Origin of the sequence: Sodalis sp. (in: enterobacteria) (genome assembly GCF_047607725.1) — a bacterium.
GTDB lineage: Bacteria > Pseudomonadota > Gammaproteobacteria > Enterobacterales > Enterobacteriaceae > JBLKSS01.
Genome location: NZ_JBLKSS010000121.1, coordinates 1 through 12,162 on the forward strand (window position 1 = coordinate 1; position 12,162 = coordinate 12,162).

The window sequence follows — 12,162 nt, forward strand, 5'->3', positions numbered from 1 at the left end:
GATGACAGTCCGGCTTGGGCTAATGGTCGCTGCCGCCGTCAGCATCATTGCCGCCATTCTTAAAATGTAGAGCATAGGATTTCTTTCGCCAAATGTGCTGATTGAGTGGAAAAATACTTGGTATATTCATTTTTTGATTATTAAGATGCTTAAAGCAAGATTATATACCAAAGATTTACCGTAACGCATTGAAAATTAATGATTTACAACCGGTCTCGAAAACCGTTAAGGGAGCAATCCCTTCCAGGGTTCAAATCCCTGTCTCTCCGCCACTTTTCAACGGGTTACAGCGTTTCCTTTATGTTACCAAAAACGCTGTTAGCGTTGAGTTAGCGTATTTTGTTAGCGTATTTTCGACTTATCGCTTACCAAAGGGCGGTCGAGAGATGGGGTTACGCTTACCTTTCTGTCATAGACTAGAACCTGTGATTCGGTCTTATGACCGCTGAAAAGTTGTTTATCTTTTGTCGAGCCCTGATAGTCTGAGATGCCCTTAGCTTTTAAGTCATGAAAAGTAAAGTCGAGGCTTTTCTCCAGCCTCTTACCAGCCTCCTTTCGTGCTTTTGTCCATAAATCATTAAAGCCGTTGTAGCTATATTTCTCACAAAAATAGTTAAAAACAACATATTTTGCATTGTCGTGTAGTAACTTTGCTTTATCAATCGTGAATCGCAACCGCTGAGTCCACGCTTTGATTTGTTTTTTTCCTGTTTTCCCTTGCTGAATAAAGACTCCATCCGGTAGTATTTGCTCCCACCGTAAATTTAATATGTCCGAAACTCGAGCTGCACAGAGATACGCAATTTCCATTCCTATAAACAAAACGTCATCTGCACATTCTATGACTGCTTGATACTCGTCATCGGTAATGTATCTATCGCGAATCTCGGCTTTGAACTTCATCACTCCCGCGCAAGGATTTCCCTTCACATAGCCTCGCTCATATCCCCATTTGTACACGCGAGACATGCTTGCCATTTCATGATTGGCCTGTGTTTTACTTTGCAGGCCACGCTTATCCATGAACGTTCTAACGTGCTCAGGTTTAATGTTGTCAGCTTTCACTTCACCGAATACGGCGATAAGCTTTTTCTGATGTTGCAAATAATCCTTCTGAGTCCTTGGCTTCAGTTCAGAGAAGTAGGCACTGCCAAGAAAGGAGTGCCACAATCGGGAAAAGGTCATGACCTTAGTCAGTTCGGACAGTGTTACTTCATACTGTCGCCATGTTTCAGATATTGACATATCCTTGGGGCCTAGCGCTATCGTTTGATTTCGGCTTGGCTTGAAGTACGTTTTATATTTTCCTCTATATACATTTTTGGGTAATTTATTATCTTCAGGGTTCTTTCTTCTCTGGCCCATTTAAATCACCCCGAAATTAGGCTCTTCCTCTTCTGGCTGATGATTGCCAGTGCTTGGTACGGTCTGAAAGTGTGAACGGTAGACGGCCGGCTTTCCCCTGGCGTTTTCTTCAAACGGGATATTCAGCTTTGCCAGCCACGCCTTTTGTAATTTCGGTTTTTTGTATCCAGTGAGAATGTACACTTCGTCATCATCAAGAAATGCTATAGTCATAATGATCTCTGCTAAAATCAAGCCGCTGCGCCGTTCGTCATGACGGCGAGCAGGTGCGGGAATTGTGAATCGTAGAAATGGGGCTGCGGATGGCGCGGATTGGCTGGGTCGGTGAGGTTCTTGCCAAACTGCAAGCCTTTCTCTGTGAGCGACCAGAACGTCTACTCTCTGTCGGGATGTTTAGTGCTGGGCCGCGACTTGCGCTCAACGAGGCCCAGCAGTTGCAGACGCTTGAAACCAGACTGTGCGGTATAGGGCTTGCCATGCAGCAGCAAAAGCTCAGTGAGCGAATGCGTGTGACCTCGCTGGAGCCCGTTGTGCTGCCATCGGGTGCGTCTACGGCGTAGGCTGGCAGGATATCCGGCATCCCGAGGGAAGATTGCAGCTTTTTCATTGCCCCCAGCATAGCCGAGGGCGCTATGCGCAATTCCTGCTTGTAGAAAGTGAGCATTGCAATACCCGCCTGCACCTTATCGGTCAGCGTCTGTACCATAGTGGCGGTGTTTACCGATTCCAGTTCATGCCAGCGACGAATGACGCGCATACGATGGATCGCGCTGTAGCCGGTTAGTAAACATTCGGTATGGTCGCGGTCGAGCAGATATTCTGTTTGCAGACGGTTCATGCTGTCCATATAGATATGCTCAAATCTGAGCGCATCTTCCTGAAGGTCATTCAGCATTACCTCAATGGCACGCTTGACATTTTTATGCTGTTTACCTGTTAATTCGGCAATTTCACGAGACGACATGGTTAGCACTTGTGAATTCATCAGGGCTTGGATAGTTAATTCAGACATAAATAATTCTCGTCAATTAAAACGATAATGTGAGTTTGCACACCCGGTATGCGGTGGTGAGGTAATTTCAGGCTGCCATGCGACAGCCACGATGATTTATTGCATGGGCGCTTTAATCCGATGCAGCGCACCATTTACCAGAGAGGCCAGTATTTCCTTTTTCGGCAACCCAGTACGAATGCCTTCCTCATATTCCTCAATAAGCTTGCAGTCCGCTTCAAATTGCGCTTGCCGGATATCATCTTTAAGAAGCCAGCACTCTGTATTGGCCTGATTCTCCATGCGGATAATACGTTTTTCCAGTTTTTCAATTTCTTCGATAAGGCCCGTTTCCCGACGGGCGAGTAATCCGGTGAGTAAGCCATTCATATTTCACCTCGATAGCGTTAATGTGAGTTGGAAAAGCGGCGTAGATTAGGCATCTGCAAGTTCATGCCTAGTTTATCGGCTTTTTGTTGTGCTTCGTAATATCGGGTGATTATCTCCCCATCAGGAAATAACCAGATGCCGGGCGTTGAGTTATAAAGCATTACCGTATCTTTAATAACATTGCTTTTTTTGTCCATGCTGAACTCCTGTATTACAGATAGCCGACTCCCTGACCGGGAGTCAGCGATGAATCGCGTTAATTTTTAGGTTTAGAATTTAAAAGGGGATGTCATCGTCAAACAGCGGTGGCGCTTCATTACTCACTGGCGGTTTATTTTGTTGAGGCTGCCCCTCCTGCTTGCTGGTGAAATCAATCTCGTTAACGATAACGACCGGCGTTGATTTCTCCGTACCATCTTTGGCCGTCCAGCTTTCGAGAACGAATTGCCCTGTAACGGTTACTTTCGTCCCTTTAGTGAGATAGCGGGGTAATTTCTCAGCTCTTGCGCCAAACATGCGGCCCTGCACCCAAGTAACTTTCTCATGCTCGCCATATCCTTGCTTGACGGGCAGTGAAAATGTGGCAATCACCTTGCCATTGGGTGTGCTGCGGGCAACACAATCACTGCCTAGGTTTCCTGAAAATATCACGACGTTTATTGACATTATGCGGCCTCCAGTTCTGCTTTGCGTATATCATAAACATTTTTGGCTTCTGTCTGCTGCGCTGTGCCATTCAACGGCGTCCAGATTTTGCCAAATTCCAGCTTGAGTTCATTTACTGATTTAACGGTCATTGTCTTTTCGGTGAAGGATTTAAGAATATCATCCGAGGTCGGGGATTCTACATGATGTTTCTGAACATCCTTAGAGGGAAGTGCCCATGATGGGATTTTAGGTGGAATCCAATAAAACACTGTGCCATCTTTAAGTTTTGCTCGATTCCAGCCGTCTTTCTTCTCTTTGGATATCGTGGCGAATCCCTCTGTAAGATTATAGAGATATCTCCCGATACCCCACTGAACGGCTGCTCTTTTCATTGCTCCTGACATTCCGCCTTTAACGGCCTCTACCTGAGTATTTTCAGCAGCATCCCATTTTGTTATCCATTCATTATTAATTCTGATAGATATGCCACACATCACACCGCTATCAGGTGCAGGGCGATATTCATTTTTCCAGCCGTCTTTTCCGCATACTTCGTCCAGTCGCTTCATGATGGCTCTGTTGGTTACATAAGCGAGGACCATTGCATAGATTGAATCTTCTCCATATTTTCCCGATTGCTGAATGCGCCATTCGATATCTGATTCTGGAAATGGTGTATCTAGTTGTTCAAGATTCATTGCAGAGTCTCCTTTTAAAAAGGTTCATTACCGTTTGGCATGAAATACTTGATATTTAGCTTTGCGGTGTTTGCATAATGCAGCGATTCCTTCTTAGCTTCACGCATGCCTAAGTGCCGATATTCAAGCGCCTGAATCAAGCAGAAGCGTCGCCATTCCTGACTGATTCGCAGTGTTTGCGGAAAGTCAGCCAGTTTACTTGATAAGTTCATTCTTCCTCCGAGCTTCATATATCTTGATGGTGATATCCCAGAGCAACGCGTCGTGTAATCGTAGAGATTCGGCGATTAGCGCCTGAATTAACTTGTTGGCATAAGTCATAACGGGTTGCCTTGCTGTTTGAGAATATCGATAAGCTTCTTACATCCACTTCTCAGCCATTTTACGATTTTATCCAAGTGAGTTTCTTCCGGGTGATAGCTCCCCATGAGGGCAGCCTCACCCGTGAATGCGTAATTCATGGGGCGCTCCTATTATTATATTGTTATTTGTGTGTTGTATGTCGCGTGACTCATGGTCTCCCAGTTATGGCCGTTATCTTTAGATAACATGCGCCAGCAAAGGGAAAGCCGTATTGATAAATAGCCTGTTCGTCGAATACGTCTTGCATGGATAAGCCCTTCGCGGTACAGACGTTCAAATCGCTTCGCCCGCTCTCTTACCCCGATGGGTATTTTAGGTTTCATTCTCCTTCTCCAGTTTACCGAAGATTTTATTTAAAGTTTCAGCCTGTACGAATTGTACAGCGATACACTCTAAAAATAGTCGACTAAAAACTAACGCTATTGCTGAAAAGATAACTATCTTTGGTTCTGCATCCATAATGCCAATGACAGTGGTTATCCCTGCTGCTATCCATGCCATAATTGAAATGGCGTTGATAATCTTCAGTGTCCAGAATGTTTTAAACATGATGAAATTCCTTTTGTGTTTCACTTTTCAGAGCGCTTAATCACCGGCCTCTTCAAACTCGCCGTTTACATTAAGCACATACCAGGTATCCGGTTTCACGCCGTTATCACCCACCTTGCTGGCGCGGATGTGGATAATGTCACCCTCATCATTGCGGTAGCACAGCACAATCGCGCTGCCCTCAGCGGCTTTAGCCTTACCCTGCGCGCCGAGAGACGCGGCAACCGATCCGATGCCACTAACGTCTGCGGCTGACTGGTCGCCCGCGTTGGTGGCGACTGACCACTCGCCGGTATTGGTGGCGACTGACTGGTAGCCGGTGTTGGTGGCGACTGACCTGTTGCCCGCGTTGGTGGCGACTGACTGGTAGCCGGTGCTGGTGGCAGCTGACCGGTAGCCCGCGTTGGTGGCGGCTGACCGGATGCCCGTGTTGGTGGCGGCTGACTGGTCGCCGGTGTTGGTGGCGGTTGACCGGAAGCCGGTGTTGGTGGCGGCTGACTGGCGGCCGGTGTTGGTGACAACTGACCAGTCGCCGGTGTTGGTGGCCTGTTCTGCGGACTTATCAGTTTTATTCATTATCCACTCGACGGCGCGGTCCACCATTTGGTGGAGGGACAGTTCCTTTCTGATGGTAATTGTGCTACTGGCGAGTTTGTCTCCCTCAGCTTCATGGGCGATATCACCGGATACCTCAACCTCGGCAAAACGGTGGTTCGCTGGCTCGTAGTAAGCGAAGACATCGAGTGGATACTCACAGGCATGAAAACCGGAGCCGCAGACTTCTACCGCGCCCTCGTGCTGGTAGGTTTTCCCGATCTCGAACTGATAATCACGGCAAGTCAGGTCGGCGTTAAAGCCTTTGTAGGCAATGATTTTGGTCATGGTGTTTATCCTTCTTGAGGTTGATGGGTTATTACGCCTGCATCAAAAGTTTTACGAAGTCATCGCGCATTTTCGGTGTGAGAAGGTAGTTAACGATGGCGACGCCCATTTCGGAGAGCCTTACCACGATATGGCCCTTGTCATCGTTTAAAACGTCCAGTTCGTGGACATGATTTTGCCATTGTTCAAGGCCCGTTGGCGTAGGGAGGGTTTGGTTGTAGTTCATAGTGGTAACTCCTTCCGTTGATGTAGTTAATTAGTTTGCAAACCTTATTGGTAAACGACTTTTGAGGCCGTTTTCGGTTAATTCGTATACTGTTTTCTTTATGTCTCCCGTCTCCCCGATGGCTCGTTTGGTATTGAGTGTTCCATTCTCAAGTTCGTTTAGCCAACGCTGGGCCGTGGCCTCAAACGGTTCATTTAGGGTCCCGGTGGCACATGGCAGATATCGTTCAATCTGTATCCAGATATCGCCTCGTCTTTGAAAGAACCTTCCGTTTTGTGTCGAATAGTTAGCACCGTAAATGCTCGGAAATGCCTGAGCCATTAGTTTTACTCCTTCCGTTGATGTGGTGGATACGCTACACTTGGCCTAAACAGGAGGATTTCCCATGGGCCAAGTCGCATTTGATACATTGCAGGCGTCAGAAGAGCTTGAGACTGCCGGTATTTCCAGAGAACAGGCGCGGGCGATTTCGCTCGTTGTACGCAAGTCTCATGAAGTGGCGGATGTGGCTACCAAGGCTGATATTGCCGATGTGAAGCGCGATATAGCTGATGTTTGCAAGGATATGGAAGCCCGCTTCGAGAAGACCGACGCGCAGATAGCCGATGTCCGTAAGGACCTATCCGCAGAGATAGCCGATGTCCGTAAGGATATGGCTAACAGGTTTGATAAGCTGGGACTACAGATGACGGTTCGTATGGGCGGGATGCTGATTGCAGCGATTGGTGTAATGACCGCCATTCTGCGTGTGCTGAAATAGCTTCAGCCGTACACCCGCGTTAACTTTCGCACCTGTTTCCTGAGCCGCTTATTTTCCTCTATTAGACAGGCAATGGTTGATTTATATACCATTGTCTCGTGGTCGTCGTATGGATGAATATTGACATTCATCAAATAGCGCGAATCGCTAATATTATTGCTACCGTCAATGACGGCGACCATCTCACCGAAATTCGGATGGTTGAAGGTCGTTATACGGGGCTTATTAAGTTGCATCATAATTAATCCTTGTTACCGGTAACTTTAAGAAAGCGGTACCATCATGGATAAAGGCATGGTAGAGATTTTTTGTCAGTGGTGATTCTGCAAGGGGTGTCAGCGGTAACAGTTGTGAAGCTACGTGCACAAAGTCACCAAAGTTAATATTGAATTTATCGAAGCATAAATTCTCAATATCGAAATCAACGCCCTCTCGCTGGTCTTCGCTAATGCCAAAGAGTGAGAAAAGCAGTTCTTCATAATCAAATTCGTTCATCATTCAATCCTCCGTTGGCTATCAAAATATTTCCGCTTCTCCCAATCTTCCCGGCATTCTGTGCAGCAGAAATTACCCTTGGTTGACACTTCGCAATAATAGCAGTGGCCGGTAAGGGGTAATTGCTGTCCCTGGTGCTTGGCAAGCACATGTTGGCGGAAAGCTTCTTCGTTCTGGCTAGCTAAATCTACATCATCTGCCATTTTTTATTAAATTCCCTATATTTCTTTAAATCGTTCATGTCAACGCATGGTATTAAGCCATTGGCAAAAATTATTTCACCATCAAGAGCTTCGACAAACCGCCAGTTCTTAAATATGCGGCGTGAAGCATGATTTTTTATGTCGTTCTCTATGGCGGTTGGGAAATCTACGACGTTTTTATCTAGCCATTCTAAGGCATCACTCCATTCATCATAATCAGAAGGGGCAACTGGTTTTGAGCATGGTTTAATAGTGGCAAAATTTTCATCTTCCATAAATACATGCCTCAATCGTTTAATAACTTCCGGGTATTGTCCGTCAGCGGTGCCTGATATTTCTCAACCATCCTCGCGGCATAATCGAGAGCGTCCTCACGGTCGGAGAAGTCGCCGATGGCCTGCGTTGTACCGTCAGCTTTACGGACATCGACGGTGAAAAAGTCAGCGTCATCATTCTCTTGCAGCGTATAGCCCCAATCGTCGTAGGTTGCGCCGGACAGGATTATATCAGTAACAATCGTCCCCGGCGCTATCAGGTGGTCGAATTCGTCGATGAGCTTTTGCATGGTGGCCTCCGTGTTAAGTGCCTGCTTTGGTGACCCTCTCAGGCGGCGAGTATAAGCTTTCGTTCTGCTGGCAGTCGCGCCCATGATAAATATTCACCTGGATAAATATCTTCTGGTGCATCGTCTGTGCTATCTACAATGAAACAGATAAATTCATCATTTTCATCGTAACACGCTTGTGCAAGGCAATAGCCATCACCTGCGTGTATGACAAGATAATATCCTCGCCCATCGACTTTTTCTGGAGTAGATTTATTGGATTCAAATATTAGATTGTATAATTTTGACATATTACACCATGCTCTTGGTTGAGTTGTAAATATCGACTACAGGGGTTTACCCATTACCTAGCTGAAAATATCCCTGCCAGTCGTGTTAAGTGCCTGCTTTGGTGACCCTCTCAGGCGGCGAGGGTTTCCCTGCTTTCCACAGTCAAAGGAAATCTGTTAGACTATGCGCTCCACAGTCTAAAAAGGATACATTATGTTTGAAAATAAAGATGCATTTCAATTAGCGCTAGCATTTACCGAGAGAAAAACTAGTCTTTCATATTATCTAAAACTAGTAATAGAGAACTATAACTTATTAGATAAAGCATTAAATAGTGATGACCCAGTAGAGTCAGTAAAGAAAAAGCCTTTTCATGTTCCTGACGATGCGTTTCCCCCAGAGTAAATTTCCTTGTAAATATCTGCCGCCGCTCTTATCGCAATGAGAGCGGCATTTTTTATTTCATCTCTACTTTTTCCTTTTGCTGCAAGATAAATTGACATGGCTGGAATTTGTGACATTATTTTTGTGAAAGCTTCCGTATCAAAAATCTCACGCCAATGTGATTTTTTTTCAGCATTAGACGAATTACTTATATTTTTAATTAACATTGCTTTGACATCAATGTCTTCAAGAGTTTTAATTTTTCGTTCAAGAATGTTATTAAGTGATTTTAATTTTAAGGCTAAATCGTTTTTCTTCTATTTTCATGATTTTCTCACTTTGTTATATAAAAAGAATAAATCGGTTTACCCCGATACCCCGCCTGAAATAAAGCCACATTCTCCAAGCAGCATGAGCCCTCCTCAAATTCCACGAACGTCCCGCGATGTGGATATCTGGCTTTCATGTGCTTCTGGGCGGAAAGGGTGATTTGCTCTTGGTACTGGGTCAGCGGGCTTAAATCTAGCGGTGGTGCTGGTTTGCGTTTGCTGGCTAATTCTATTTTGGTAAGGGTTTTGCGCTTCTCTGGTTTCAGCCCCAGCACCTTATCTATGCGGGATGCCACAAGTTCTCGCTGGACTGCTTCTGCCTTGCGGCGATCTTTAAGGCGTCCCGAAGCATGGGTGATCGGCCTGATCGTCTTACCATGTACGATAGTCGTCATACTTCCTCCTGTTGATTTTTGGCTGTGCTGGCATCAGCACACTCAGAAATCAGCAAAAGGTTTGCACTTTGTCAGTGCCCATAGAGCGTGAAGCTCGTTGTAAAGAGCGGTTAAATCAGAGCAGACTAATTAATCTGCTATCCCACAGTCTGGCTCGTCTTGAGGCTGTCTGGTGGGTTGATGGGAGAATAATAGGCTTTTGGATTGCATCAAGTCAATCGTAAAAGCGATTATAATTTTCATAATACGATAAATGATTGATGTATAGGTGATTAAAATTTTATTTTACGATTTTCTGTGAGTTGGACTTTAGGAGTAGATAAAAAGAGGGGGGGTAGGGCACTCTCAAGAGAAGGAAGCGGTTAGTCCATCAATTAAATGGAGCTAACCACATAATTATTAGTCAAAAACCCCTGCCACGTAGTAAACTTTTCCTATGATGGTTAGATCTGATATCGATATTATGTCTTCAGGATAATCATTAGGCTTGTTATTTTTCAATCTAACCTTACCTTCAGGTAGCTGATAAAGAGTACGAAGCATATAGACTCCTCCGTATGACACTGCGTAAGTTTTACCATTTCGCACCTCTTTCAAACTTCTATCTAATATAACAATAGAACCTTCCTCTATGTGAGGAGACATACTATCGTCTGGAGCAATGACAGCTACAGAGTTATCCAGAGAAGTATTTGTTTTTAATGAGATATTTTTAGGTAACCAAAACATGGTTTCAGAATCCTTTTCACCCCATTTGCCAGGGGAAAGCACCCACTCCATGCGGTTATATATTTTTATCGCATAAACATCACTGCTTATAGTTTCTTTGTTATTATATGATAAAACCGTATCAGAAAAAAATTGATAGTCGTTATTGTTATAGTTAGCTTGCATTTCTACAATGCCATCTGAAAGCCACTCAGGGTTGACGCCTAAGACTTTGGCTATCTTGAAAAGCTTCTTAGTTCCCGATGCACCACCACTGGTTAGCCTCCATACGCTAGATTGTGCCATACCGACAGCTCTAGCCAAGGAGCCTTGTGTGTGTCCCGTTGCTTTCATTGCAATTTTAAGCCTTTCTGAAAAGCTCACATGAATAACCTTTTGAACTGATTTGTAAAATAATATCGCAAAAGCGATAATTTTTTAAAATAGCAATCACGATTGACTGCGCAACTGAACATACCTATAATCGCATTTGCTTATAGGAGAATCGATTTATGAAAAATTTGGGAGTAGAACAGGCAATAGCTATCGTTGGTAGCCAGATGGCATTAGCAAAAAAGTGCGGCAGGGCACAATCAACGATCTGTGACTGGTTAAATGGCAAAATACAGATCTCCCCTGAATATGTGCCCGATCTGGTCGAAGCCACGGGAGGACTGGTTCCCGCTTACCAATTTCGGCCAGACTTACCTAAGCTGTTCCCGCACCCGGAACAGGCAGCCTAACCAGTAGCATCACCTTCACAACGGACATTCGTCCTACGGTCGCTGACAAAGCGAAAACTCAACATCCCACAGTACCAACTCACTGTGACTAGCTCACGGCATAGTCACGTCTATTGATTACCACACAAAGGATTATCTCCGATGGAGAACGCAAAAACACGCAAAAATTCTGCAGTGGGTTCGTATGTTATCATTTTGTGACAATACGAATAATTTCATTACACAGTTATTGTCATGGTTAATGATTTACTTCAATGAGATTAGATTACAGATCTCTTTTACTTTTATGATTAAAATATGTTTTTCGTTTTCATTGTTTAGTTTCCCTAAAGTGATTATATCATTAACTACTCTATTGAATTTCTTTCTGCGTCGTCTTGATAGCCTTCTTGCTATTTTACCCACAGCTAATATAGGGAATTCTGTGGTGCTGTAGTAACCAGACTCCCTGAGCTGAATGAAGTATTCTTCATAGTATTCGAGGAGAGGTTCTACAGTTTCGTTAAACTCCTTCCTCTTGTCGCGATTTATGGCGCTACGATGCCCCATGAAGTGACCAAGGAGAAAGGCAATAACTGTCCAACCAAACGCAATGAGAGGTAAAAAATGGTTGACGTGTTGATCAACTTCAACAATTTCCTTTGGCATTATTCTTGGACTCTATTCCCGTTTTTTGGATTTGCAATTGGGTATTTTTCGGCAAGGTGACCACCTAACCTGTAGTTCTTTTCTTACCACAATCGGCATTTCTCCGCACGTCGCTGAAAAGCGAGCTTAAAAATCCCGCATCACAAACTACTGTGACAAGTTCACGGCTTTGTCACGTCTATCAATCATCACATTAGGAATTATCACCAATGGTGAATACAAACACACGCAAAAATTCTGCGGTTGAGTTCATCAGCCGTCACCTCGTTGCATCAGCTTATCAGGCTATCACACGCATTAAGCAAACGAACATCGCAAAAATACTCGGCGTCGCTGATTCAACCGTCTTACGCCGCTCTGAAAAGCTCACCGAGACAATGGATATTTTAGCCGCCAGTGGCGTACAGGATTTCGTCTTTGAGGGCGAGAAGAAGCTTCCGCTGGATGAATACCGCTATCTGCTTCGTTCTGCGATGGAGTTAGCACGGATTCATCTGGTAGGGACAGAAAAGAACCCCCCCGGCACGGAGATACTGGAGGCGTAAAAGTA

At 44.9% G+C, this 12,162-nt stretch carries 22 protein-coding genes; 3 read left to right on the forward strand and 19 right to left on the reverse strand.

Annotated elements, in window-relative coordinates:
• Nucleotides 1-342: 342 nt before the first annotated feature.
• The 11 genes from ACMX3H_RS10335 to ACMX3H_RS10385 form a co-directional block, all read right to left on the reverse strand.
• A complete protein-coding gene (locus ACMX3H_RS10335) occupies nucleotides 343-1,365 on the reverse strand; it encodes a tyrosine-type recombinase/integrase (protein ID WP_415210751.1) in 1,023 nt (340 codons plus the stop codon).
• On the reverse strand, nucleotides 1,366-1,599 hold the full coding sequence (locus ACMX3H_RS10340; RefSeq protein WP_415210752.1) for a DUF4224 domain-containing protein: 234 nt from the start codon (nucleotides 1,597-1,599) through the stop codon (nucleotides 1,366-1,368).
• A gap of 16 nt (nucleotides 1,600-1,615) precedes the next feature.
• Nucleotides 1,616-2,377, reverse strand: coding sequence for a Rha family transcriptional regulator (locus ACMX3H_RS10345; RefSeq protein WP_415210753.1), 762 nt, complete (start codon nucleotides 2,375-2,377; stop codon nucleotides 1,616-1,618).
• Nucleotides 2,378-2,473: 96 nt separating this feature from the next.
• Nucleotides 2,474-2,746, reverse strand: a complete 273-nt coding sequence (locus ACMX3H_RS10350; protein WP_415210754.1) for a hypothetical protein — start codon at nucleotides 2,744-2,746, stop codon at nucleotides 2,474-2,476.
• A gap of 17 nt (nucleotides 2,747-2,763) precedes the next feature.
• Nucleotides 2,764-2,943: a hypothetical protein gene (locus tag ACMX3H_RS10355; protein ID WP_415210755.1), complete on the reverse strand. Its 180-nt coding sequence runs from the start codon at nucleotides 2,941-2,943 to the stop codon at nucleotides 2,764-2,766.
• 79 nt (nucleotides 2,944-3,022) lie between these two features.
• A complete protein-coding gene (locus tag ACMX3H_RS10360; protein ID WP_415210756.1) occupies nucleotides 3,023-3,412 on the reverse strand; it encodes a single-stranded DNA-binding protein in 390 nt (129 codons plus the stop codon).
• Nucleotides 3,412-4,092, reverse strand: a complete 681-nt coding sequence (locus ACMX3H_RS10365) for a Rad52/Rad22 family DNA repair protein (RefSeq protein ID WP_415210757.1) — start codon at nucleotides 4,090-4,092, stop codon at nucleotides 3,412-3,414. The genes ACMX3H_RS10360 and ACMX3H_RS10365 overlap by 1 nt, the downstream gene beginning before the upstream one ends.
• Before the next feature lie 317 nt (nucleotides 4,093-4,409).
• Entirely contained in the window at nucleotides 4,410-4,553 is a 144-nt protein-coding gene (locus tag ACMX3H_RS10370) for a protease FtsH-inhibitory lysogeny factor CIII (protein WP_415210758.1), read from the reverse strand.
• A gap of 214 nt (nucleotides 4,554-4,767) precedes the next feature.
• Entirely contained in the window at nucleotides 4,768-5,004 is a 237-nt protein-coding gene (locus tag ACMX3H_RS10375; protein WP_415210759.1) for a hypothetical protein, read from the reverse strand.
• Between the two features lie 36 nt (nucleotides 5,005-5,040).
• On the reverse strand, nucleotides 5,041-5,886 hold the full coding sequence (locus tag ACMX3H_RS10380; protein ID WP_415210760.1) for a hypothetical protein: 846 nt from the start codon (nucleotides 5,884-5,886) through the stop codon (nucleotides 5,041-5,043).
• Nucleotides 5,887-5,917: 31 nt separating this feature from the next.
• Nucleotides 5,918-6,112, reverse strand: a complete 195-nt coding sequence (locus tag ACMX3H_RS10385) for a hypothetical protein (protein ID WP_415210761.1) — start codon at nucleotides 6,110-6,112, stop codon at nucleotides 5,918-5,920.
• Nucleotides 6,113-6,497: 385 nt separating this feature from the next.
• Here ACMX3H_RS10385 and ACMX3H_RS10390 point away from each other — a divergent pair, with 385 nt between their 5' ends.
• Entirely contained in the window at nucleotides 6,498-6,872 is a 375-nt protein-coding gene (locus ACMX3H_RS10390; protein WP_415210762.1) for a DUF1640 domain-containing protein, read from the forward strand.
• 225 nt (nucleotides 6,873-7,097) lie between these two features.
• Here the strand turns inward: ACMX3H_RS10390 and ACMX3H_RS10395 are convergent, their stop codons facing one another.
• The 7 genes from ACMX3H_RS10395 to ACMX3H_RS10425 all read right to left on the reverse strand — a co-directional run bounded on the left by ACMX3H_RS10395 (nucleotide 7,098) and on the right by ACMX3H_RS10425 (nucleotide 10,605).
• A complete protein-coding gene (locus ACMX3H_RS10395) occupies nucleotides 7,098-7,370 on the reverse strand; it encodes a hypothetical protein (protein ID WP_415210763.1) in 273 nt (90 codons plus the stop codon).
• A gap of 184 nt (nucleotides 7,371-7,554) precedes the next feature.
• Complete coding sequence (locus ACMX3H_RS10400) at nucleotides 7,555-7,845, reverse strand: hypothetical protein (RefSeq protein WP_415210764.1); 291 nt, start codon at nucleotides 7,843-7,845, stop codon at nucleotides 7,555-7,557.
• Between the two features lie 11 nt (nucleotides 7,846-7,856).
• Nucleotides 7,857-8,135 carry a hypothetical protein gene (locus tag ACMX3H_RS10405; protein ID WP_415210765.1) on the reverse strand — a complete coding sequence of 93 codons (279 nt, stop codon included), beginning with the start codon at nucleotides 8,133-8,135 and terminating at the stop codon, nucleotides 7,857-7,859.
• Between the two features lie 38 nt (nucleotides 8,136-8,173).
• The gene (locus ACMX3H_RS10410) at nucleotides 8,174-8,425 is read right to left on the reverse strand and encodes a hypothetical protein (RefSeq protein WP_415210766.1); all 252 of its coding nucleotides are present in this window, start codon (nucleotides 8,423-8,425) and stop codon (nucleotides 8,174-8,176) included.
• Nucleotides 8,426-8,776: 351 nt separating this feature from the next.
• Entirely contained in the window at nucleotides 8,777-9,016 is a 240-nt protein-coding gene (locus ACMX3H_RS10415) for a hypothetical protein (RefSeq protein ID WP_415210767.1), read from the reverse strand.
• Between the two features lie 107 nt (nucleotides 9,017-9,123).
• Nucleotides 9,124-9,513: an antitermination protein gene (locus ACMX3H_RS10420; RefSeq protein WP_415210768.1), complete on the reverse strand. Its 390-nt coding sequence runs from the start codon at nucleotides 9,511-9,513 to the stop codon at nucleotides 9,124-9,126.
• A 399-nt stretch (nucleotides 9,514-9,912) separates the two neighbouring features.
• On the reverse strand, nucleotides 9,913-10,605 hold the full coding sequence (locus tag ACMX3H_RS10425; RefSeq protein ID WP_415210769.1) for an XRE family transcriptional regulator: 693 nt from the start codon (nucleotides 10,603-10,605) through the stop codon (nucleotides 9,913-9,915).
• A gap of 128 nt (nucleotides 10,606-10,733) precedes the next feature.
• Between ACMX3H_RS10425 and ACMX3H_RS10430 the strand changes: the two genes are divergently transcribed.
• Nucleotides 10,734-10,964: a transcriptional regulator gene (locus ACMX3H_RS10430; RefSeq protein WP_415210770.1), complete on the forward strand. Its 231-nt coding sequence runs from the start codon at nucleotides 10,734-10,736 to the stop codon at nucleotides 10,962-10,964.
• Nucleotides 10,965-11,210: 246 nt separating this feature from the next.
• Here ACMX3H_RS10430 and ACMX3H_RS10435 read toward each other — a convergent pair whose 3' ends face one another.
• The gene (locus ACMX3H_RS10435) at nucleotides 11,211-11,612 is read right to left on the reverse strand and encodes a hypothetical protein (RefSeq protein ID WP_415210771.1); all 402 of its coding nucleotides are present in this window, start codon (nucleotides 11,610-11,612) and stop codon (nucleotides 11,211-11,213) included.
• Nucleotides 11,613-11,821: 209 nt separating this feature from the next.
• Between ACMX3H_RS10435 and ACMX3H_RS10440 the strand changes: the two genes are divergently transcribed.
• Nucleotides 11,822-12,157 carry a hypothetical protein gene (locus tag ACMX3H_RS10440; RefSeq protein WP_415210772.1) on the forward strand — a complete coding sequence of 112 codons (336 nt, stop codon included), beginning with the start codon at nucleotides 11,822-11,824 and terminating at the stop codon, nucleotides 12,155-12,157.
• Nucleotides 12,158-12,162: the final 5 nt, after the last annotated feature.